Annotated in this window: 18 protein-coding genes and 2 tRNA genes; 13 read left to right on the top strand and 7 right to left on the bottom strand. The window is 68.2% G+C overall.

Going from position 1 to position 22898, the window contains the following annotated elements; all coding sequences use genetic code 11:
* Positions 1–19 precede the first annotated feature (19 nt).
* The gene (gene recQ / locus ACQP1N_RS00945) at positions 20–1900 is read left to right on the top strand and encodes a DNA helicase RecQ (RefSeq protein WP_433228579.1); all 1881 of its coding nucleotides are present in this window, start codon (positions 20–22) and stop codon (positions 1898–1900) included.
* On the opposite strand, the gene ACQP1N_RS00940 is transcribed toward recQ, so the two are convergent.
* Entirely contained in the window at positions 1897–2145 is a 249-nt protein-coding gene (locus ACQP1N_RS00940; protein WP_084262481.1) for an FAD-dependent oxidoreductase, read from the bottom strand. The two genes, recQ and ACQP1N_RS00940, sit on opposite strands and share 4 nt — an antisense overlap.
* Positions 2146–2227: 82 nt before the next feature.
* On the opposite strand from ACQP1N_RS00940, the gene ACQP1N_RS00935 reads away from it, so the two are divergent.
* The 6 genes from ACQP1N_RS00935 to sigJ all read left to right on the top strand — a co-directional run bounded on the left by ACQP1N_RS00935 (position 2228) and on the right by sigJ (position 8096).
* Positions 2228–2686 carry a DUF5666 domain-containing protein gene (locus ACQP1N_RS00935; protein ID WP_433228577.1) on the top strand — a complete coding sequence of 153 codons (459 nt, stop codon included), beginning with the start codon at positions 2228–2230 and terminating at the stop codon, positions 2684–2686.
* A 54-nt stretch (positions 2687–2740) separates the two neighbouring features.
* A complete protein-coding gene (locus ACQP1N_RS00930; RefSeq protein ID WP_067793926.1) occupies positions 2741–3427 on the top strand; it encodes a response regulator transcription factor in 687 nt (228 codons plus the stop codon).
* On the top strand, positions 3424–4770 hold the full coding sequence (locus tag ACQP1N_RS00925; protein ID WP_433228576.1) for an ATP-binding protein: 1347 nt from the start codon (positions 3424–3426) through the stop codon (positions 4768–4770). The genes ACQP1N_RS00930 and ACQP1N_RS00925 overlap by 4 nt, the downstream gene beginning before the upstream one ends.
* A gap of 170 nt (positions 4771–4940) precedes the next feature.
* Entirely contained in the window at positions 4941–5804 is an 864-nt protein-coding gene (locus ACQP1N_RS00920) for an SDR family NAD(P)-dependent oxidoreductase (protein ID WP_433228575.1), read from the top strand.
* Between the two features lie 565 nt (positions 5805–6369).
* Positions 6370–7005 (top strand): acetate uptake transporter, encoded by a 636-nt coding sequence (locus tag ACQP1N_RS00915; RefSeq protein ID WP_433228573.1) that lies wholly within the window; start codon positions 6370–6372, stop codon positions 7003–7005.
* A 161-nt stretch (positions 7006–7166) separates the two neighbouring features.
* Positions 7167–8096 (top strand): RNA polymerase sigma factor SigJ, encoded by a 930-nt coding sequence (sigJ, locus tag ACQP1N_RS00910; RefSeq protein WP_433228572.1) that lies wholly within the window; start codon positions 7167–7169, stop codon positions 8094–8096.
* A 64-nt stretch (positions 8097–8160) separates the two neighbouring features.
* Here sigJ and ACQP1N_RS00905 read toward each other — a convergent pair.
* The 3 genes from ACQP1N_RS00905 to ACQP1N_RS00895 form a co-directional block, all read right to left on the bottom strand.
* Positions 8161–8233: transfer RNA gene (locus tag ACQP1N_RS00905), tRNA-Arg, on the bottom strand.
* 362 nt (positions 8234–8595) lie between these two features.
* Positions 8596–10140, bottom strand: coding sequence for a molybdopterin-dependent oxidoreductase (locus tag ACQP1N_RS00900; protein ID WP_433228571.1), 1545 nt, complete (start codon positions 10138–10140; stop codon positions 8596–8598).
* A 295-nt stretch (positions 10141–10435) separates the two neighbouring features.
* Positions 10436–10621 (bottom strand): hypothetical protein, encoded by a 186-nt coding sequence (locus ACQP1N_RS00895; protein ID WP_433228569.1) that lies wholly within the window; start codon positions 10619–10621, stop codon positions 10436–10438.
* Between the two features lie 351 nt (positions 10622–10972).
* Here ACQP1N_RS00895 and ACQP1N_RS00890 point away from each other — a divergent pair, with 351 nt between their 5' ends.
* Both ACQP1N_RS00890 and ACQP1N_RS00885 read left to right on the top strand, forming a co-directional pair.
* Positions 10973–11404: a hypothetical protein gene (locus ACQP1N_RS00890; RefSeq protein WP_067793920.1), complete on the top strand. Its 432-nt coding sequence runs from the start codon at positions 10973–10975 to the stop codon at positions 11402–11404.
* A gap of 137 nt (positions 11405–11541) precedes the next feature.
* Positions 11542–11633 (top strand) — tRNA-Ser (locus tag ACQP1N_RS00885).
* Here the strand turns inward: ACQP1N_RS00885 and ACQP1N_RS00880 are convergent.
* The 3 genes from ACQP1N_RS00880 to ACQP1N_RS00870 all read right to left on the bottom strand — a co-directional run bounded on the left by ACQP1N_RS00880 (position 11612) and on the right by ACQP1N_RS00870 (position 14079).
* Positions 11612–11944: a hypothetical protein gene (locus ACQP1N_RS00880; protein ID WP_131732279.1), complete on the bottom strand. Its 333-nt coding sequence runs from the start codon at positions 11942–11944 to the stop codon at positions 11612–11614. The two genes, ACQP1N_RS00885 and ACQP1N_RS00880, sit on opposite strands and share 22 nt — an antisense overlap.
* Before the next feature lie 567 nt (positions 11945–12511).
* Positions 12512–12988, bottom strand: coding sequence for a DUF4352 domain-containing protein (locus ACQP1N_RS00875; protein ID WP_433228568.1), 477 nt, complete (start codon positions 12986–12988; stop codon positions 12512–12514).
* A 158-nt stretch (positions 12989–13146) separates the two neighbouring features.
* Positions 13147–14079, bottom strand: coding sequence for an exonuclease domain-containing protein (locus tag ACQP1N_RS00870; RefSeq protein ID WP_433228566.1), 933 nt, complete (start codon positions 14077–14079; stop codon positions 13147–13149).
* Positions 14080–14209: 130 nt separating this feature from the next.
* Between ACQP1N_RS00870 and ACQP1N_RS00865 the strand changes: the two genes are divergently transcribed.
* From ACQP1N_RS00865 to ACQP1N_RS00850, 4 genes are all read left to right on the top strand, one after another.
* Positions 14210–16309 carry an N-6 DNA methylase gene (locus tag ACQP1N_RS00865; RefSeq protein ID WP_433228565.1) on the top strand — a complete coding sequence of 700 codons (2100 nt, stop codon included), beginning with the start codon at positions 14210–14212 and terminating at the stop codon, positions 16307–16309.
* A gap of 79 nt (positions 16310–16388) precedes the next feature.
* Entirely contained in the window at positions 16389–18392 is a 2004-nt protein-coding gene (locus ACQP1N_RS00860) for a type I restriction-modification system subunit M (protein ID WP_433228564.1), read from the top strand.
* Complete coding sequence (locus tag ACQP1N_RS00855) at positions 18389–19675, top strand: restriction endonuclease subunit S (protein WP_433228563.1); 1287 nt, start codon at positions 18389–18391, stop codon at positions 19673–19675. The genes ACQP1N_RS00860 and ACQP1N_RS00855 overlap by 4 nt, the downstream gene beginning before the upstream one ends.
* 3 nt (positions 19676–19678) lie before the next feature.
* Positions 19679–22834 (top strand): type I restriction endonuclease subunit R, encoded by a 3156-nt coding sequence (locus ACQP1N_RS00850; RefSeq protein WP_433228562.1) that lies wholly within the window; start codon positions 19679–19681, stop codon positions 22832–22834.
* Positions 22835–22898: the final 64 nt, after the last annotated feature.

Genomic DNA, 22898 nt, shown 5'->3' with positions numbered 1-22898 from the left:
CGGTTCATACTATGGGCCGATGACTTCCCCCGAGATGCCGGAGACGCTCGACACCCTGCGGCGCGTGTTCGGCTACGACACGTTCCGGGACGGTCAGCGGGAGATCATCGAGCATGTGGTCGCCGGCGGGGACGCGCTCGTCCTGATGCCGACCGGCGGCGGGAAGTCGCTGTGCTACCAGATTCCGGCGCTGGTCCGGAAGGGCACCGGCATCGTCATCTCCCCGCTCATCGCCCTCATGCAGGACCAGGTGGACGCGCTGCGCGCACTCGGCGTCCAGGCGGGGTTCCTCAACTCCACCCAGGACCTCGACGAGCGCCGCGTGGTCGAGGCCCAGTTCGTCCAGGGTGAGCTCGACCTGCTGTATCTGGCACCGGAACGGCTGAAGCTCGCCTCGACCGTGGAACTGCTCGACCGGGCCGACGTCGCCCTGTTCGCGATCGACGAGGCGCACTGCGTGTCGCAGTGGGGGCACGACTTCCGGCCCGACTACCTGATGCTGTCCGGCCTGCACGAACGCTGGCCCGACGTCCCGCGCATCGCCCTCACCGCGACCGCGACCGAGGCGACCCGCGGCGAGATCGCCGCCCGCCTCAAGCTCGAACAGGCCCGGCACTTCGTCGCCAGCTTCGACCGCCCCAACATCCAGTACCGGATCGAGCCGAAGACCGACGCCAAGCGCCAGCTCCTGCGCCTCCTCCAGAGCGAGCACAAGGGCGACGCCGGGATCGTCTACTGCCTGTCCCGCAACTCGGTGGAGAAGCACGCGGCGTTCCTCACCGAGAACGGCATCGAGGCCATCCCCTACCACGCGGGCCTGGACGCGGAGACGCGCGCCGCCAACCAGGCGCGTTTCCTCCGTGAGGACGGCCTCGTCATCGTCGCGACCATCGCCTTCGGCATGGGCATCGACAAACCCGACGTCCGCTTCGTCGCCCACCTGGACCTGCCCAAGTCCGTGGAGGGCTACTACCAGGAGACGGGACGCGCCGGGCGTGACGGCCTCCCGTCCACCGCCTGGCTCGCCTACGGCCTGCAGGACGTCGTCAACCTCCGCAAGATGATCGACGGCGGCGAGGGGGACGCCGACCACCGGCGCCGCCAGAGCACGCACCTCGACTCCATGCTCGCCCTCTGCGAAGCCGTCGAATGCCGCCGCGTCCAGCTCCTCGCCTACTTCGGCCAGCCGGCCGAACCCTGCGGCAACTGCGACACGTGCCTGACCCCGCCCGAGACATGGGACGCGACCGTCCCCGCCCAGAAGGTCCTGTCCACGGTGGTCCGGCTCGACCGCGAACGGCGGCAGAAGTTCGGCGCCGGCCACATCGTCGACATCCTGCTCGGCAAGAAGAACGCGAAGGTCATCCAGTTCGACCACGACTCGCTCAAGGTGTTCGGCATCGGCACCGAACTGCGGGACGTCGAGTGGCGCGCCGTCATCCGGCAGCTTCTCGCGCAGCGGCTGGTCGCCGTGGAGAGCAACCACGGAACCCTCGTCCTGACCGACACGAGCGGCGAGGTCCTGCGCGGGCGGCGCACGGTGATGATGCGCCGCGAGCCGGAACGTCCCGCCGCGAAGACCGTGAAGACCGCCAAGGCCGCGAAGTCCGCCAAGGCGCCCGCCGAAGTCCCCGCCGAGGCCATGCCGATCTTCGAGCGCCTCCGCGCCTGGCGCGCCGCCACCGCCAAGGAGCAGGGCGTCCCCGCCTACGTCATCTTCCACGACGCGACCCTCCGCGAGATCGCCACCGCCCTTCCCGCGACCCTGGACGAGCTGTCCCGGGTGAACGGCGTGGGCGAGAACAAACTCGCCAAGTACGGCGACCAGGTCCTGCAAACCCTCGCCGACTCCGCCCCCGGCTCCGCCCCCGACCCTGACCCCGGCTCCGGCTCCGGCTAGCCGGCGGGCCTGCGGGCCGCTTCGGCGGCGGTGCGGTGGCCGGATTCGACCGCGCCGTCGATGTAGCCGGCCCACCTGGTCGCGGTTTCCGTGCCCGCCCAGTGCAGGGGGCCGACCGGGCGGCGCAGGGAAGGCCCGTAGCGGGTCAGGGTGCCCGGGGAGAGGCGGGGGATCCGCCCGGTGTAGTCGCGGCGTGTCCCTCCTATGCATAAGCATCCGGCATATGGCTTGTATGGGTCATACATACCGCCGCGGCAGCCGAACTCCCAGGGTTCTCCCAGGATTCGCGGAGGTCTGCTGCCAGGCGCCTCCGGTTGGCTGAACCACATGCGAACCAAGACCATCGCGGCCGGAGCCGGCGCCGCCGGCCTCCTCGGGCTCGGCCTGTACCTCGCCGTCCCCGCGTCCGCCGCCGATCCCGCGCCCTCCGCCTCCCCCACCGCGCACCCCGGTCATCCCGGTCATCCGGGGAAGGGGCACCCGTTCCGGCGGGCGCGCGCCCTTCACGGCGTCCACGGCGAGGCCACCGTCCAGCGCAGGGACGGCTTCCACCTCGCGACCTGGCAGCGCGGGAAGATCACGTCCGTTTCGTCCGGCGGAGTCACCGTCAGCAGCGTCGACGGCGTGTCGTGGACATGGACCGCCGACGACAAGACCCGCGTCCGCAAGGACGGCGACAAGTCCACCCTCAAAGCCCTGGCCGCCGGCGACCAGGTTCTCGTCGCCGGCGAGAGAACCGGGAACACCCGCACGGCCCGCCTGATCCGCGTCCCCCGGCACCGCTGACCGGCGGGGGGTACCGTCGAAGCGACAGCCCGAACGGACGATCTGCGGGAGCCGATGAGCGAGAGCCGGCGGGTGCTCATCGTGGACGACGAGGCCAACATCCGTGACCTCGTCGATGTCGCGCTGCGCTTCCACGGCTTCACGACCGGCACCGCGGCCACCGGCGAGGAGGCGCTGCGGGCGGTCCGCAAGGAGCGTCCCGACCTCGTCCTGCTGGACGTCATGCTGCCCGGCCTGGACGGCTTCGAGGTGTGCCGCCGGCTCCGCGCGGACGGCGACCAGGTTCCGGTGATCTTCCTGACCGCGAAGGACACCCCGTCCGACACCGTCATCGGCCTCACCCTCGGCGGTGACGACTATGTCACCAAGCCGTTCTCCATCGAGGCGCTGATCGCACGGGTGCGGGCCGTCCTGCGCAGGACGGCCCCGCCGCCGGCGCCGTCCGAGGACACCGTCCTGCGCGTGGCCGACCTCGAACTGGACGAGGCCCACTGGACGGTCCGGCGCGGCGGCGTCGAGGTCGACCTGTCGCCGACCGAGTTCCGCCTGCTCGCCTACCTGATGCGGAACGCGGGCGTGGTCCTGTCGCGCGCCCGGCTGCTGGAGGGCGTGTGGGGCTGGGACCACGGCAACCCGCAGGTCGTCGAGACCTACATCAGCTACCTGCGGCGCAAGCTCGACCCGCTCGGCCCCCCGCTCATCCACACCCGGCGCGGTGTCGGCTACGCGCTGCGGCCATGACGCTCAACGCGCGGCTGCTCGCCGGCCTGCTCACGGTCACCACCGCCGGCCTGGTGATCATGGGGTTGGTCAGCGCGCTCGTCCTGAACGGCTACCTGATGCACCGGGTCGACCGGCAGCTTGAGGCCACCCGGGACCGGGCGGTGTCCCGGCTGCTGCGTCCCGGGCTGCCCGAGCAGGGCGTGGCGCCGACGCAGTTCGTGGTGCTGGCCGTGGGGCAGGCGGGACGGGTGCGCGTCCTCAGCGGCGACGACCCGGTCTCAGGCCCCGCCGTCACCGCGATCGAGAGGCTCGGGCGGGACGAGCTGGCCGCCCGCGCACGCAACCTCGAACCGTTCTCCCTTCCCGGGCTGCGGGCGGTGGCCCGGCCATGGCGGAACGGCATCGTCGTCGTGGCCTCCCCGCTCAGCGAGATCCACGCGGCCGTCCGCAATCTCGTGCTCTCCGAGGTGGCGACGGGCGCGCTGCTGCTGGCCGCCCTGCTCGTGCTCGGGCGGTGGCTCATCCGCCGCGGCCTGCTGCCGCTGGACCGGATGGCCGCCACCGCGCACGCGATCACCGCCGGCGGCGACCTGCGCGCCCGCATGCCGGGCCCCGGCCGGCGCACCGAGACCGCCCGGCTCGCCGCCGCCATCAACGTGATGCTGGAGCGGATCGAGCAGGCGTTCTGGGCGCGGAGCCGCTCCGAGGCCCGGGTTCGCGAGTTCGCCGCCGACGCGTCCCACGAGCTGCGCACGCCGCTGACGACGATCCAGGGCTACGCCGAGCTCTACCGGCACGGCGCCCTCGGCCCCGCCGAACTGCCGGACGCGATGCGCCGCATCGAGGGCGAGGCGCGCCGGATGAACGACCTGGTCACCGACCTGCTGGAGCTGGCCCGCCTGGACCGCGAGGCGTCCCTGCACCCGGTACCGGCCGATCTGGTCGTCCTCGCACGGGACGCGGTGGCGGACGCGACCGCCGCCGAACCCGACCGTCCCCTCAGCCTGAACGCCCCGGACACGCTCGTCGCGAACGTCGATGAGGCGCGCATACGCCAGGTCTTCGCGAACCTCCTGGCCAATGTCCGCGCCCACACGCCCCCTGAAACGCCCGTGACCATCCGTCTGGCTCCGGGGCTGATCGAGGTGGCGGACAAGGGGCCGGGCATGGCACCGGAGACCGCCGCCCGCGCCTTCGAGCGCTTCCACCGCGGCGACCGCGGCGGCACCGGCCTCGGCCTCCCCATCGTGGCCGCCATAGCCGCCGCCCATGGCGGACACGCCGAACTCCTCTCCGCACCGTCCAAGGGCACGATCGTCCGCATCACGCTGCCCATGCCCGGAGGGCCCGGCTCCCACTGAGCGGGACGGCCGGGGTCGGAGGGGACGGCGTCCTGCACAGTCGGTCGCGGAGGGTCCCCGAGGTAAGGAACCGCGCATGGCCGGGATCAAGGGGCCGGGCACATGACGCAGATCGAGAAGTCCGGCGAGACCCCCGCGGTGATGCTGGAATTCCTTGCGGAGAGAGACGAATGGGCCTGACCGAGAACCGTGTGGTGGTCGTCACCGGCGCCAGCCGCGGCGCCGGAAAGGGAATAGCGCTCGCCCTGGGGGAGGCCGGAGCGACGGTGTACGTCACCGGACGCACCCGCGCCGAGGGCGACGCCGAACTCCCCGGCACGGTCTTCGCCACCGCCCGGGAGATCGACGAGCGCGGCGGCACCGGCGTCCCGGTGATATGCGACCATTCCGATGACGATCAGGTGGCGGCCCTGTTCGAGCGGGTCGAACGCGAGTCGGGGACGCTGGACATTCTCGTCAACAACGCCTTCACGATTCCCGACGGCCTGGCCCGCAAGGGGCCTTTCTGGGAGAAGCCGCTGGCGCTGCAGAGCATGTTCGACGTGGGAATGCGTTCGGCATACGTGGCGAGTTACTACGCGGCGCCCCTGCTGATCGAGAACAGTGCGGGGCTCGTCGTCAACACCTCGTCCTTCGGTGGCCGCTGCTATATGCACGGCCCGGCCTACGGGGCGGGGAAAGCCGCCGTGGACAAGATGGCCCACGACATGGCGGTGGATTTCCGGCCCTACAACGTGGCCGTCATCTCACTGTGGATGGGCCTGCTGAAGACCGAACGGAACAGGGCCCTCTTCGAGGGGGTCCCGGAGCGGTACGCGTCCTTCGCGGCCGGGGCGGAGTCCCCGCAGTTCAGCGGACGGGTGATCGACGCCCTTGCCCGGCACGAGGATCCGATGAGGTGGTCCGGGCAGGTCGTCATCGGCGCCGAGCTGGGCGAGGAGCTGGGCGTCGTGGACGTCGACGGCAGCCGGCCGCGGTCGCACCGGGCCATGCTGGGAGACCCGCCGACGTTCAGCAAGGCCGTGGTCGACTGACGGCCCCTGCCAACAGCCGTCACACCGGCCCATTCGGCACCATGACGGACCGCCGGTGACCGACATTTCCTTGCCATGCCTTGTCGATGATTAGCGCCGATTCGTTCAACTCCCGTACGGAATGACAAAGGCGAGATCCAGGTGAGGAAAAACCTGGACATGACCAGGACGTCTCACGCCATATCGAGCACCTCACAGGACGCCGAGAACGTCTCCGGCACCCCGGTTCAACGTTGACCACCCGATTTTGTGGGCATAGGCCGGGAATATCCCGTGAACAGGGTCCTGACCGGGCGGCCGGCCGGAAGTTATGATCCGAATCGGGACTGTCCGGATACACCGTCCGGTCAGCGGTCCCCGCACTTCAGGGACGCATCTGACGCCATCTGAATCGCGCCGGATGCCTGGCATGACGGTGAGGTCGGATCAGTATGGGGCAACGCGAGTCTCGTCACCGCCGGTGCGGCCTTTCCCGACGTCCGCTGTCGCATTCCTTCGTCCATCCCTGCCCGGCCGACCCCAGACCGAGCGAGACACGGCGATGGGACTCCACCAAGGAGGCACCATGACCCACGTCGAGCAGGAGTCCACTCCGCAGACATCGCCCGCGGTCGCCGACCCGGCCCCCCTGGGCCTGGCGGCCCTGGCCCTGACCACGTTCCTCCTGTCCGTCAAGAACGCGGCCTGGACCGACGGCACCGACGCATGGCTCGGCTACGCCCTCGCCTACGGCGGCCTCGTCCAGCTCCTGGCGGGCATGTGGGAGTTCCGCAACCGGAACGTGTTCTGGTCCACGGCCTTCTCGTCCTACGGCGGCTTCTGGATCGGCCTCGGCCTGTACGTCCTCCTGGTCGCGAAGGGGGCCACCCCCACCCAGGAGGCCAACGACCTCGGCTGGATCCTGCTGGCCTTCGCGATCTTCAACACCTACATGATGCTGTGGGCCACCCAGGTCAACCAGGCCGTCCTCGCGGTGTTCGTGACGCTGGAGGCAACGGAGATCATCCTGTTCATCGGGAACTTCGCCACCAGCGAGAGCACGATCAAGGTCGGCGGCTACATCGGCATCCTCACCGCCATCTGCGCGTGGTACGCCTCCGCCGCCGGCATCATCAACGGCATGATGGGCCGCACGCTCCTCGGGGTCGGCAAGCCCCTGTTCCAGCAGATCACCCCCGGCGGCAGGCCCGAACCCCGCTGACTCCCAACGCCCCCGCCGCACGTCCCGGCGGGGACGCCGTCTTCCCTCCGGAGGGATGTTGCCTGGACGATGTGTTCGTCTCGGCAGTACGACGACACGCCCCCTCAGAATGTGAGGTGACGCGCCGACCTCACACCTCGGTGCGCTGTCTCGTCGGACTGATGAGGGCAGACGCGACCAAGGGAGTCGTCGAGACCATGACCACCGGCCGTCCCGATCCGGGCCTGAACGCGATCATGAGCGAGCGGCGCCATCTGCTCAATCTCGCGTACCGCCTGCTCGGCTCCCTGGCAGAAGCCGAGGACGTCGTGCAGGAGACCTACGTGCGCTGGTACGCCATGCCCCGGCACCAGCAGGACGCCATCGAATCCCCCGGCGCCTGGCTGACGACGGTCGCCAGTCGCATCTGCCTCGACCTGCTCGGCTCGGCACGGGCCCGGCGCGAGCGCTACGTGGGCGAATGGATCCCCGAACCGCTGCCCGAACACACGGAGTGGACCATGGTCGACCCGGCCGACCGGGTCACCCTCGACGAGTCGATCAACATGGCCTTCCTCATCGTGCTCGAATCGATGACCCCGGCCGAGCGCGTCGCGTTCATCCTGCACGACGTCTTCCGCTACCCCTTCGCCGAAGTGGCCGAGATCGTCGGCCGCACACCGGTGGCCTGCCGCCGGCTGGCCTCCTCGGCCCGCCGCCGCATCCGCACGTCGCGGGCTCCCGCGACGCCCACGGCCCGGCAGGCCGACATCGTCCGGGACTTCAAGCGGGCGTGGGAGGCCAAGGACATCGCCGCCCTCGTCGGGCTCCTCGACCCCGACGCCACGACGATCGCCGACGGCGGCGGCCTCGTCAGCGCCGAACTCCACCCGATCCAAGGCAGCGAACAGATCGCCCGCACCATCATCGACATCGCCGGCAAGGCACCCGACATGACGATCCTGGAACGCACGGTCAACGGCCAACCCGGCCTGGTGCTCCAACAAGCCGGCGTCACCGTGACGGTGATCGCCTTCGACATCGCAGACGACCGGATCAGGCACATGTGGGCCATCCGCAACCCCGAAAAGCTACGCCCCTGGACGAACTGACCCGCGTCGCCCCAAAACGATCATGGCGCCCCTTGAAGATCAAGGAGCGCCACAGCCAGAGATGCGCAGCCGGAGGGATTCGAACCCCCAACCTTCTGATCCGTAGTCAGATGCTCTATCCGTTGAGCTACGGCTGCCGGTTTCCTGGCTTCCACCAGGGGTGTCGTTGCCGGGAGGAGTCTACCAGTCTCGTATACGGACGTAGAGCCAATAACCCCGCCGCGGCGACGGCCCAAGTCTAGGGCATCCGGGCCGTACCGGTGACACCCTGCCGGTCGCCGCTCCGCTTGCGCGGACGACGTCACCGGCGAGGGACTCATGGCATGGCGTCGGCACCATACCCGGTGCGTGAGATGCTCCCGTCCGCCCACCTTCTGGGGGAGGCGAGAAGGCGAACGCCTGCCGGCCGAGGCCACGGGGGCGACGGCGAGCAGGCGAAGCCGGCTGATCGGCATGTTCCTCAAGCGCCTCGCGGGTCGCCCGAGGGCGGTCGCCGCGATCAGATCCGAGCGTTGAAGGACTGGTACGAGGAGTCCTCCCGGGTGCCGCCGCGCCCGTCACCCTCGGTGCGGTAATCCTCGACCCATTCGATGCTGCGGATGTATTTGATCATCTTGTAGCCGTGAATGGACTCGACCCGCAGACGCAGCGGGGCGCCGAACGTCAGGGGTAGGGGCTTGTCGTTCATGTCGAAGGCGAGGATGGTCTCATCCTCCTCGACCACTTCCGGAGGGAGGCAGGTGTAGTACGGCTCCAACGGCTTTCCGCCGTGCATCTTCTGGGCCAGCCCGAAGGACGTGAGCTTGACGTAGCGCGCGCCGGGCTTCTTCTCGACCAGGTCCAGCACGTCCTTGAGCCTCACCCCGCTCCACTTGGCGATGCCCGTCCACCCCTGCATGCACGTGTGCATGGTGATCTGCGTTTGCCGCGGCATCGCCCGCAGGTCGTCAAGGCTCAAGGAGACGGGTTCGTCGACAAGCCCGCCGATCTCAAGGCGGTAGTCCTTCCAGTCGTTCCCACGAAGACGGCCCCACTCTGGCGACTCGTCTCCCACGGGGTGACGTCCGTTGCTCCAGTGGTAGGGGGAGATGTCCTTCTCGGTCCACACCTGCTTACTGCGCTGGCGGGACACGAGGCGGTTGACCGTCATCCGCCGGATCGGCTCGGTCAGCCTCTCGAAGATCACCTGGCTGCGCCGCAGGTCCGACAGGCTCCAGTAGCTGGCCGCCAGCCACAGCACCACGACGCCCACGAGGCCGATGATGGTCATGGTCAGCGCCTGTGCGAAGCGGGCGGGGTCGGCCTCGCCGAGAACCATCTGGGTGAGGTTGTGGTCGGGGTGCACGACGAAGACCAGCGTCACGTGCATGACGGTGAACACCGCGAAGAACGCCATGCCGAGGAAGTGCAGTGACCGTGCCGCCTGGCGTCCGCCGAACAGCTTGGGGTACCAGGGGAACCGGCCGACCACGGCCGGCGACATGACCGGACCCGTCACGATCATCAGGGGCGCCGCGACGAACACCACCGTGAAGTACATGAGCTGCTGGAGCGCGTCGTACGGCTGGAAGTGCTCAAGCGACGGGACCCCGAAGCCCGCGTAGATCTTCAGGGACTCCCAGGCGTCGGGAAAGACGCTCCAGGACGTGGGCACGATGCGCCGCCACTCGCCGGTGCCGAAGAGAAGCACGACATAGACCAGTCCGTTGAGGATCCACAGCGTGGTGATGACGCCGTGCCAGTACCGCGCGATCCCGATGTTCTTGCGGCCGGGCAGGGAGATCAGTGGCGAGAGTGTGCACTCGTCGTCTCGGGCGAAGTAGGCGCCCTCCTCGGACGGGACCTTCTTTTTGGTGAAGCGGATCCATTCCGTACCGGGCCCGCAGTCGTTGCGCCAGTACAGGCGCGGATGGCTGGAGAGGATCTCGAAGCCGCTGCGGATCAGCAGCCCCATGAAGAGCAGGTTGATGAAGTGGGCCGCGCGCAGCCACGCCGGAAACCCCAGCTCAGAGTCGGCGCCCGCGGACAGGGCGACGTTGATCACTCGGTCCTCCCGTCTCCCGTTTGACCAATGACTTCTTGTTTATACAATGGGCATTTGTGAAAACCAGGGGGCTTTCGTCCCCGCTTGATCCGTGCTTTGGTCCCCCCGCATCGGCCCGAGGGTCCCGTCGGCGCGATCCTCGACAGCTGCGACAACATCGCAGAGCGTTCATGAGGGAGCAGGGTGCGACACAACGCTGGCCGGGACGCGCCCCTGAAGCCGCGCATACAAAGCCGTATCGGACGCCGCCCCTACGCAAGGTCCACGGGTCATCGCACCGGTGCTCGCGGTAGCACTACCGGTTGCGTGCCCGAGAGGCACCGAAATGCCAGTGACCGACGAGGTTCTCCTCCGCCCGCGTCACTGGCGCGGGTGCGGGCTCGGTGTCGTAGTAGTCCGGAACCGGTCGGGAGCGGCGCCACGCGTCCCGGCGGGCACGCAGGTAGGCGGTGCGGGCATCGGCGTCAGCGTGAAGTGGCATCCAGGCTCCACGCGGTTGCCCGGCGGAACCCGGAGAGTCAGCCCGTTTCAGCCGTGAAATACGGCGTCTGATTCACGGAGGTCTGACGGGTCCCGACCTTGCGGATTCGCTGGCCGCGCATAGGGGGAACTGCGATGATCCGTGGTCAGATGCGCTACGGGCGCTCGCCGCGGCCAAGTGCACCGGCTCTATGGACCTGTCCGCAAATCAGCCCGCAGATGTGGGGTTATCGAAGCGTGACTTGAGCCACGGAACCCTCCGTGGTCGAAGTACGCCCAACGTGTGATCGAGGCCAGAGTGTCTAAGATTCCGGTCTCATCCGAAGTCCAACCCCCTGAAGGAGAAACCCCCATGCGTATGTCCGCCGCCAAGCTGGCCGGCGTCGTCGCGATCGGCGCCCTGATGCTCGGCTCCACGGGCTGTGGCGTGGTCGACGCCGTCGCCGGCGGGAAGAAGACGACCGCCTGCAAGAACATCGAGACGGAGCTGCGGAGCTTCTCCACCGGCGGCATGTCGATGACGTCGCCGAGCGGCGCCTCCTCGACCGCCCAGAAGTTCTCGGACACGGCCGCGAAGGTGCGGTCGGAGGGCCAGAACGCCGGCGGGGACGTCGAGACCGCCGCGACCGCGTTCGCCGGCGACCTCGACGAGACGGCCGAGATGCTGCGGAAACTGAGCTCCGGCGACACCTCCTCCATCGGACGGCCCAACACCGCGGCCATGCAGCAGCACGGCAACGACCTGGCCAAGGCCTGCGGGTTCACCGGGTTCCGCCTGGGCTGACCGTCGTCGCCTCGCTCCCGCGGCCCCGGGAGCGGGACGTCCGGAACCGTTTCGGACTATGCTGTCGGAACCACTGGGCGCAGACTTTGCCGGTTGGCTCGCCGAACCGGTAGCCTGTGCTGAGCCTGATGGCTACTGGAGGATTCGCCTAGTCCGGTCTATGGCGCCGCACTGCTAATGCGGTTTGGGTTCACGCCCATCCGGGGTTCAAATCCCCGATCCTCCGCCACTTTCCAGCGCCTCCGTCGAGGGTGAGCACCCCCGACGGAGGCGTTTTTGGTGTCTGGTGTGGCCATCACGTCGCAGCGGCACCACGGCGGCCACCGCCTCGGCCGCGGCCTTGGCCACTTCGGGCTCAGGACGTGGAAGCGCTGTGAGAGGGAGTTTTGTTAGCGGTCGCCTCGGTTCGTAGTCGCGGACCAGGTGCCGGTGCCGCATCAGCGTGCCGTAGACCTGCTCGGCGATCCACCGCTCGGGCAGCGGCGCGAACCCGCGTGTGGCCGGGACACTGGCCGTGGCGCGCACGGTCTGGGTGTCCATGGACACCGCACCGGGGTCCTCGGTCCGCCCGGCCCACTTCCGTACCTGGCAGCGCAGCAGGTCGTGAACACCCTGCATCGAGGGTCAGTTATGCGAGTTCTCGGACGTTCGCGGTGTGCTGGGCGTCGACCCTGGCCACGACGTCGGGGGTGGGCCGAATGCGCGGCGACCGGCTCGCACGGTCAGAGTGGCCAACTCAAGCAGCCGAGCGGGATCTCTCACCAGATGGCCGCCATGCGGAAGAAGGGCCGAAGGTGGACAGCCCGGCGAGGCATCGCCACTCGCTACCACGAGACCCCTGCCGACTGCCTCGCCTGCCTCTGCCTTCGGGCCTCGATGATCTGGATCAAGAACCTCATCAGAACTCGGTACGCGCCCCGCGTCCCCCACGCGGGCGGAGGCGCTGCCGTTCCATCCGCAGAGGATCGTCTACCTGCCCGGGAAGGAGATCTGAGCCGCTGTCGATCCTCATCGGCGGTTTGCGCGCACACGAAATCTGATCATCGGCGGGGACGGGCTCCGCGTCCCGTCCCCGATCGACGCTGCGAGGCGCCGTTGACGGCCCGTTCAGGGGGCGACCTGGGCGCGGGCCGCCTCGTCGAACAGGGGGTTGGTCATCGAGACGACCTTGGGCCGGAAGTCGCCCTTCGCGCACACGAGGCCGGTGGCCTTCTCGCCCGGGGCGAGCTGCGTGGTGTCGATCTGCCCCTCGTACTCGCCGAGGGCGGTGCTGCTGTCGTGCTTGGTGTTCTTGGTGTCGGTGATCGAGAAGTAGAGGGGGTTGACCTCGAGCTGCTTCTTGGTCTGGTTGGTGACGGTGACCTTGACGCAGGACAGGGCGTCGCCGTCGCTCAGGACGCTCTTGCTCGCGTGCGCCCGCTTGGCGGTGAGCTTGATCGGGAAGGTCTTGCCCTTGGCCGCGCCGCCGCTCTTGCCCGCGGGCTTGCCGGGGTCGGACGACTGGACGGCGACCGGGTCCTGCTCGATGTTGCAGCCGGCGGTGAGGACGGCGACGGCGCAGAGGCCGACGATGATCTTGCGCATGGGGTGCTCCTTTGTACCCGGGCGCGTTCCGCAGGGCGCGCCGCCGGATGGGGGTTCGTGAGGGAGGGGCGCCGCCGCCCGCCGGTGCTGGGCCGGTCGAGCGGGCGGCGGCGCGTATCGGAGGGAAGCGGAGGTCGGCGGACCTCCGCATGGGCTGATCAGTTCTCGGCCACCGCGAGGAGTTCGTAGAACTCTTCGTCGTCGATGACCGTGATGTCGTGACCGGAGTCGCGGAGGCGTTCCGCCTTGGCGAGCTTCCCGGTCTTCGTCGCCCTGGGTGCGAGCTGGTGGGGTTTGATGCCGCCGACCACCAGCAGGTCGACGGACCTGGTGACGTTGTCGGACGTCCAGGCTCCGAGGGCCGCGATCCGTTTGGCGGCCACCGCCTTCGTCATGTCGGGCAGTGATCCGGTGAAGCAGATGGTGAGCCCGTAGAACGGGTTGTCCGGGTCGGCGTCGGGATCGGCGTCCGGAGACGGCTCGCGGCGGGTGGCGCCCCAGTACTTGCACCCCTGGCGGGCACCGCCGCGGTAGGAGCCCATCCGGATCCTGTGGACGGCGAGGAGGTCGTCGAGGGCGGCCGTTCCCTGCCGTTTCAGCGCGGCGAGCATCACCTGGGCCGCCGCCCGCGCGTCGTCACCGGCGTCGTGGTGGCGCGGCAGTTCGATGCCCAGGGCGTCGGCGAGCACCGGGAGCTTGTACGCGAGCAGGCCGGTCCAGGCCCGTCTTGCGACCACGAGCGTGCAGGCGAACCGGAGGTCCGGAACGGGCAGGCCGCTCGCCCGGCACGCGTCGGCGAGAACTCCGATGTCGAAGGCCGCGTTGTGCGCCACGAAGGGGGTGTCGCCGGCGAACTGGACGATGCGCTCCAGCGTCTCCGGCCAGCCGGGGGCGTCCCTGACGCGGTCCGCCGTGATGCCGTGGATGCCGACGTTGTAGGCGTCGAAGTGGTCGTGTCCGTCCGGGGGCTTGATGAGCGATGACCACTCCTCGACGATCCGTCCTTCCTTCACCTTGGCCAGTCCCACCGAGCACGGGCTTCCCCGCAGGGCGTTCGCCGTCTCGAAGTCGATCGCCACCCAACTCGTCATCCGTCGCTCCTAGCGCCGAGCCGTTGAAAGCACGACCATGAGAACATGACGTGAAAGCACTGTCAAATGGCTTCACTCAATTGGATGGTGTACAGTGGCGATGCTCCCGAAAGCTGATAAGGAAGTACCGATGGCATCGCAGAGCGAGCAGCTGACCGCCGCCGAGATCTCCCGGCTCGCCGGCGTGACGCGGGCCACCGTGAGCAACTGGCGCCGGCGTCACCCCGACTTTCCGCAGCCCAGCGGGGGTACGGAAGCCAGCCCCAGCTACGACCGGCGGCAGGTCGAAGCGTGGCTGAACGCGCGCGGCCGCCTCCCCGCACGTTCGGCCAGAGACGACCTGAGAACCCACCTGCGCGGACGCACGCAGCGCGACGTCGAAGCCGTAGCGCTGTTCACCGCACACGTGGCCGGGCTGGACGAGAACGAACAAGGCAGAATCACGGCGCTCGACGACGACGCGCTGATCGGGCTGCACGCGGACGCGGTGTCGTCGTCCTCCGACCCGGTGAAGCCGAGCCATGGCGACGTGCCGGCGGCGCTCCTGCGGTCCGCGGCGAACGTGATGCTGGAAGAAGGGTTCCTCACCGTCTTCGACGTGCTCGACGAGCATTCCGAAGCACCGATCGGCATCCGCGGGACGCACCCGACGCCGCCGGCGATCGCCGAGCTGATCGCCGAGCTGGCGACGGCGGAGGGCCGGCGGGTCCGCAGCGTTCTGGACCCGGCATGCGGAGGCGGACGTCTCCTCGCCGCGGTGGCGACCAGGCTCGGGCCGGGTGCACGCGTGCACGGCCAGGAGTACCGCGCCGTCACCGCCGCCCAGGCCAGGACGCGCGTCACCGGAGAGTCGCCTAAGGCGTCCGTGGACGTCAGGACCGGAGACAGCCTGCGCGACGACGCCTTCCCCGGCCTCCATGTGGACGCCGTGGTGTGCAACCCGCCCTACGGGGACCGCGAGTGGGGGCACGACGAGCTGGCGTTCGACACGCGCTGGGCGTACGGCGTGCCACCGCGTTCGGAGCCTGAACTGGCCTGGGTGCAGCACTCGCTGGCGCATCTGAGCGACGGCGGGCAGGCCGTCCTGCTGCTCCCGCCGGCCACCGCGTCACGGCCGTCCGGCCGCCGGATCCGGGCTGAGCTGCTGCGGCAGGGGGCGCTGTGCGCGGTCATCGCGCTTCCGGCGGGCCTGGCCGTACCTCACCACATTGGGCTTCACCTGTGGATACTCCGGCGTCCCGAAGCCGACCGCCCCGGCCGGGACCTGGTCCTGCTGATGGACATGGCCGACCAGTCCGCCACCGCCGCGGACCCGGCGCCCGACCAGGGCAAGGCCGCGGACCAGGGCGCGCTCCAGGAGACGATCCGCGGCACCTGGGAGGCGTTCAGCACCTCGGCCGATTTCGCCGACATCCCGGGAACCGCCCGGGCCGTGCCCGCGATCGACCTCCTGGACGAACTCGTCGACCTCTCACCGGCACGGCACGTCCGCTCCGCGCCGGTGATCAGTCCTGACGCGGCCCTCCGGCACGTCACCGAACTCACCGGGCGTCTCAGGGCGCATGTGGCGGCCCTGGCCGAGGCGAGCAGGATCGGGCCGTGGACATCGGCCGGTGAGACCAACCGCACCTGGCGCAGCGCCACCGTCGCCGACCTGGCCCGCGGCGGGGCGCTCGCCGTCCATCGCGGCGTTCGGGCTTCGACCGCCGATGCCCTGCCCGCCGACCTGGCGGACCGTCCCGTCCTTCGAGCACGTGACCTGATCGGCGGGGTGCCCGCCAGCGGCGACGCACGCGAACTGCACCTGGCCGACCCGGTCACCGTCGAGACGGGGGACGTCCTCCTCACGCAGATCGTCGGCCCGCAGGGTGTCGCGACCCGCGTGGCCGCTGAGGACGACGCCGGATGCCTGCTCGGCAACGGCGTGTTCCTGCTCCGGCCCGACCCCGGACGGCTCGACCCGTGGTTCCTCGCCGGTTTCGTCAGCGCGCCCGACAACGTCAGCCAGGCGACGACCGGCAGCTCCACGCACCAGCTCGTCGCGTCCCGGCTGCGCGTCCCCCTGCTCCCGCTGGACGAGCAGACCGCTTATGGCCAGGCGTTCCGGAAAGTCCAAGACCTCAGGGCCAGCGCGCGGAGCGCGGTGACGTGCGCCAACGAGATGGCCGACCTCATAGCCACCACCCTCGGCGGCGGGGCGCTGCTCCCCCAGGGAGCCGAGTTGCCATGAGGACCGGCGCCGCGCAGCTCCGGTGGACCAGACTTGACAGCCCTTGCCCCACGGGCAGCAACACCAGGAAGGGAACCCCTTGAACCCGAGTAAGCACACCGAACTGGTGAACCACGCCTGGTCGGTCGCAGACCTTCTGCGCGGCGACTTCAAGCAGTCGGAGTACGGCAAGGTCATCCTGCCGTTCACCGTGCTTCGCCGGTTGGAGACCGTCCTGGAGCCGACCCGGGCGGCCGTCCAGGAGACGGTCGAGCGGTTCAAGGGCAAGGACATGGACACCGACCTGTTCCTGCGCCGCGCGTCGGGCCAGTCGTTCTACAACACCACCGGCTACACCCTCGCGAAGATCGCCGGCGACCCGGAGCACGCGGCGACGAACCTCGCCAAGTACGTCGCGGGCTTCTCCCCGAACGCGCGGGAGGTGCTGGAGAAGTACGAGTTCGCCCAGCAGATCAAGCGGCTGGACGGCGCGAACCTGCTCTACAAGGTCGTCGGGCGCTTCGCCGACCTGGACGTCCGGCCCGAGGCCGTGTCCAACCACGCCATGGGCTACTTCTTCGAGGACCTCATCCGGCGCTTCTCCGAACTGTCCAACGAGACGGCCGGTGAGCACTTCACGCCGCGCGAGGTCATCAAGCTGATGGTGAACCTGCTGGTGGCGCCGGACGCCGACGCGCTCAGCGTCCCCGGCGTCGTCCGCAAGGTGCTGGACCCGGCCTGCGGCACCGGCGGGATGCTCAGCACGACCCAGGAGTACATCACCGCCCTCAACCCGGACGCGACCGTCGAGGTCTACGGGCAGGAACTCAACCCCGAGTCGTGGGCCATCTGCCGGTCCGACCTGATGATCAAGGGTCAGGAGCCGGACAACATCGCGTTCGGCAACTCCTTCAGCGACGACGGGCACCGGGGTGCCAAGTTCGACTACCTGCTGGCCAATCCGCCGTTCGGCGTCGAGTGGAAGAAGGTCAAGGAGGAGATCGAGCACGAGCACGACTCGCTCGGCGAGTCCGGACGCTTCGGGGCCGGGCTGCCGCGCATCAACGACGGCTCGTTCCTGTTCCTCCAGCACATGATCTCGAAGATGAAGCCGCGGGAGGCCGGCGGCAGCCGCATCGCGATCGTTTTCAACGGCTCCCCGCTGTTCACCGGCGCCGCCGAGTCCGGCGAGTCCCGGATCCGCCAGTGGATCATCGAGAACGACTGGCTCGAAGCGATCGTCGCGCTGCCCGACCAGCTGTTCTACAACACCGGCATCTCGACATACTTCTGGATCGTCACCAACCGCAAGCACGAGGACCACGAGGGCAAGGTCATCCTGCTGGACGCCCGGGACTACTGGCAGAAGATGCGCAAGTCCCTCGGCGACAAGCGCAAGGAGATCGGCGACGGTCAGGGGGGCCGCCCCGACCACATCGCCGAGATCACCCAGCTCTACAGCGAAGCCCTGGAGGTCGCCGCCGACCCCGAGCACCCGCTGCACGGCAAGGTGAAGGTCTTCCGTAACCAGGACTTCGGCTACCGCCGCATCACCGTCGACCGCCCCCTCAAGCTGCGCTTCGAGCTGACCGACGAGACCCTGGCCGCGCTCGAAGCGGCCAAGCAGGTCCAGAAGCTCGGCTACGCGGAAGCTCTCATCGACGCGGTACGCCCGCTCCTTGGCACCACCTGGCCGACCAAGGGCGAGGCACTGAACGCCCTCATGGGCGCCGTCGTGGACGCCGGCCTCCAGTGGCCGCCCGGCGCCCCGTTCGCCAAGGCCGTCCGCGACGCCATCGGCATCCGCGACCCCGAAGGCGAGATCCAGTACGTGCGCAAGGGCGTCATCGAACCCGACACCGACCTCCGCGACTACGAGAACGTGCCGCTGGACGAGGACGTCGAGGAGTACCTCAAGCGCGAGGTCCTCCCGCACGTCCCCGACGCCTGGATCGACCACACCAAAACCAAGATCGGCTACGAGATCCCCTTCACACAGCACTTCTACGTCTACAAACCCCCGCGCCCCCTGTCGGAGATCAACGCAGAACTCAAGGCCCTCGAAGCCGAAATCCAGGCTCTCCTCAGTGAGGTGACCGAATGACGTCACATTCTTTGGAATTCATCAACTTCCCTAGCCTTTGGAGCAAGCTGCCACTTTGGAGCGTTGCTCCTAGAGTCAAGGAAATCAATCACCCTACCCTTGCACCCCTTTCCGTTTTCTTGGATGCTGGAGTCATTCCCCGAGACTCACGCTCGGATAATCACAATCACCTAGGAGAGGATCTGGCGAAATATCTCAAGGCCGAACCGGGTGATCTCATTTTCAACAAGCTGCGCACATGGCAAGGCGGTCTTGGCGTATCGAAATATAAAGGCATAGTCAGTCCGGCATATTATGTGTGTCGCCCAACGTCTATCGCCGACCCCCGATTCCTTCACTACCTCCTACGATCTACCCCATACTTGACAGAGTTGAAGCGCCGATCGAAGTGGATGCCACCTTCACAGTTCGATATTCCGTGGGAAAATCTTAGAGATCTACCCATAACACTGCCCGAACGGCCTGAGCAGAAGCGCATCGCCGACTTCCTCGACGCCGAGACCGCCCGCATCGACATGCTGGACAGAAAGTGGGCTGAACAGGGTTCACTTATAGGCGAAGCCGCTGTGTCCCGAGCGTACGATGCCATTAGAGGGGCCGCTTTTTTGGAGGAGCGCAAAGAAAGCGGCCTCGAATGGCTTGGCAGCGTGCCTGCCTCCTGGAGAGTCGCTGCTGTATCACATCTGTTCGAAGTAGAACTCGGAAAAATGCTGAATCAGGAGCGTACAGCAGGAACCCATCTTCGCCCATATTTGCGCTGCGCTAACGTTCAGTGGGACTCGGTCGACACCAGGGACCTACTGCAGATGAACTTTCCGCCCGAGGATCAGAATCGCTACCGCTTGCGAGAGGGGGACCTTCTGGTGTGCGAAGGCGGTAGTTGGCCAGGGCGTGCAGCTATCTGGAACGGTACGCAGGAGATGTACTACCAAAAGGCGCTGCATAGGATTCGCCCCTACGGTGAAGACTCTCCTCGCTGGCTCTATTACTGCCTTTACGTTGCAGAGAAGATGCACGTCTTTGCGATTCAAGGAAACAATTCCACGATCACGCACTTGACACGAGAGCAGCTCCGTCCCCAACGTTTCCCTTTCCCTGACATCGAAACTCAGCATCGAATCGTCGATAGACTCGATCAGGCAACTGAAGTGGATCGACGGCTTAGTGTTCTTCTTCAACGTCAGAGAGATCTGCTGGCGGAGCGGCGGCGGGCGTTGATTACGGCGGCGGTTACGGGGCAGTTCGATGTGTCCACGGCGTCCGGTCGTGGGGTTACGGAGTAGGGCATGAGTCCTGTGCATGACGAGAGGGCGTTCGGGGACGCGATCGTCGCGGGGATGCTCAAGGGCGGCTGGCAGGAGGGCAATCCGCGTGACTACCGGCCCGAACTCGGGTTGGACACGCGGCAGCTCTTCACGTTCATCGGGGACACCCAGGGGGACGAGTGGGAGCGGCTCGTCACGCTCTACGGGAATAGCACCGAGGCCGCACAACTCGGTTTCGCGAAGCGGCTCGACAAGGCGATTGCCGAGGACGGGGTGCTCACCGTCCTGCGCAAGGGTGTGAAGGACCGGGGTGTCCTGATCCGCGTCGCGTACTTCAAGCCGAACCTTGTGCTGGACGACTCCGTCCTGGACGAGTACCGGGCCAACCGGCTGACGGTCGTGCGCGAGCTGGAGTACGCGACCAAGCAGGCCGACAGGGGCAACCGGCTCGACCTGGCACTGTTCGTCAACGGGATTCCGGTCGCGACGGCCGAGCTCAAGAACCCGCTGACCGGGCAGGGCGTGGAGCAGGCCAAGGAGCAGTACCGCAGCGACCGCGATCCGAGCGAGCTGATCTTCCGGCAGCGGGTGGTGGCGAACTTCTGCGTCGATCCCGATCTCGTGTTCGTCGCGACGCAGTTGCGGGGGCAGAAGACGCGGTTCCTGCCGTTCAACACCGGATCCGAAGGGCCGGGCCGGCCCGGCGGCGCGGGCAACCCGGCGCCGGTCGAGCCGGGTACGTACGCCACTTCGTACCTGTGGACGCGGATCTGGGAGCCGGACACCTGGCTTGACATGCTCCAGCGGTTCGTCCACGAGCAGAAGACCAAGAGCGCCGGCGGCCGGACGAGCAAGACGCTGATCTTCCCGCGCTACCACCAGTGGGACGTGGTGAAGAAGCTCACCGCGCACGCCGCCCGTCACGGGGCCGGTCACAACTACCTGGTGATGGCGTCCGCCGGCTCGGGCAAGTCGAACACCATCGCGTGGCTGGCGCACCGGTTGTCGTCGCTGCACACGCCGGTGGACGCGGCGGGCCTGGCCCCGGAGGCGGCGGCGAACGGGGTCAAGCCGGGGGTTCCGGTCTTCGACAAGGTCATCGTCATCACCGACCGGCGGAACCTGGACGCCCAGTTGCGGGAGACGATCGGCGCGTTCGAGCACACGGCCGGGCTCGTAGTGAAGATCGACGAGAAGACCGGCGCCAAGTCCGAGCAGCTCGCGAAGGCGCTGTCGCAGCAGTCCGGGAAGATCATCACGGTGACGTTGCAGACGTTCCCGGCGCTGATCGACTTCCTGCGGCGCAGCCCGACCGAGATCGCCGGGCACCGCTTCGCGATCGTCGTGGACGAGGCGCACTCGTCCCAGTCCGGGGACGCGGCGACGGCGGTGAAGGCCGCACTGCGCGACCTGGGCCTGGACGCCGACTCCGACGACGAGGGCGCCACGACGGTGGAGGCCAAGCTGGAGCACAAGGCCGCGCAGCGCTCGAAGGCGTCCAACCTCTCCTACTTCGCGTTCACGGCCACGCCCAAGAGCAAGACACTGGAGCAGTTCGGGACGCTGGACACCGTGGACGGCAAGCCGACATACCGGCCGTTCCACACCTACTCGATGCGGCAGGCGATCGAGGAGGGCTTCATCCTCGACCCGCTGCGCAACTACGTCACCTACGACACGTACTGGAAGCTCGTCAACAAGAACCCCGACGAGCGCGAGGTCGACCCGTCCAAGGCGAACACGCTGCTGGCGCGGTACGCGATCATGCACCCCTCGACCGTCGCGCAGCACGCGAAGATCGTCGTGGAGCACTTCCGGGCGCACACGGCGGGGCGGCTCGGCGGACGCGCCAAGGCCATGGTGGTGACCGCGTCCCGCAAGAGCGCCGTGCAGATGTCGCGGGCGATCAAGCAGCACATCGAGGACATGGGATACGGCATCGGTGTCCTGGTGGCGTTCTCCGGTTCCCTCACCTACGAGAAGGACGAGGTCACCGAGTCCAAGGAGAACGGCGGCCTGCCCGAGAGCGCCCTTCCCAAGGCGTTCGCGTACACGCGGGCCGACGACCTGACCACGCAGACGGGCGGACGCGGAAAGCCCGAGTACCGGATCCTCGTCGTCGCCGAGAAGTACCAGACCGGCTTTGATCAGCCCTTGTTGACGACGATGTACGTCAACAAGAAGCTGTCGGGGATCTCGGCCGTCCAGACGCTGTCCCGGCTCAACCGCACCGCCGACCGCAAGAGCCAGACGGACCTGGCGGTCGTGGACTTCGTCAACGACGCCGAGGAGATCCAGGACGCGTTCCGTCCGTACTACGAGGAGGCGGTGACCCTCCCCTCGGACCCGAACCTCCTCTACACCGCGCAGAGCCGGGTCATGGCGGCGCAGATCCTCGCCAACGCGGAAATGCGCGAGTTCGCGCGCGCCTACCTCGAAGCCGAGGAGAGGGCCGGCGGCTCGGCCGCACGCTGGGAGAAGCTGCACGCCGAGCTGTACCGGCTGCTCAGCCCGGCCGTCGCGCGCTTCACCGCGCTGATCGACAGCGAGGATGACGACGACCACGAGACCGCCGAGGACTTCCGCGCGGACCTCAACGACTACGTGCGCAAGTACGGGTTCCTGTCGCAGATCGTCCCGTACCGCGACGCCGAACTCGAACGCCTCCACCTGTACGGGCGGCACCTGCTCAACCGGCTTCCCAGGCGCGCCGACGGCGGTGTCGACATCGGCGAGGTCGACCTCAGCCACATGCGGGTGGAAAAGACCGGCGAGCACGACCTGAGACTCGCCCCCGAAGGCGCCACGGTGGTGCAGGGCTTCGGGGACGGCGCCGGCGGTGCCCAGGAGCCGGAGAAGTCGCCGCTGACAGAGCTGATCGAGAAGTTCAACGCCAAGTTCGGCACGGACTTCACCGAAGAGGACATCATCCGGCCGTTCGAGGAGGCGATGGCCGAGCCGAGGGTGATGCGGGCCGCGGTCGCCAACAACGACCAGGAGAACTTCGGGGTCGTCTTCGACAAGGTCTTCGAGGAGAAGATGATGGACCACGTCGACACCATCGCCACCCTCGGCGAGAAGTACTTCGGCTCGGACCCCGAATTCAAGTCGTCCCTCAACAGCCGCGCCCGCCGTGCGGCATGGCAACTGCTGCGCGAACAGGCCGGCGTCGCCTGATCGCTTGCCCGTCCGGCCGTTCTCCGAGCGAATCGGAGGACGGCTGGACAGGTGATCTCCGCGC

Source organism: Actinomadura formosensis, assembly GCF_050948385.1.
GTDB classification, from domain to species: Bacteria; Actinomycetota; Actinomycetes; order Streptosporangiales; family Streptosporangiaceae; genus Spirillospora; species Spirillospora formosensis.
Note: the sequence above shows the minus strand (reverse complement) of the source record. Positions and strands in the feature narration are given on the sequence as shown.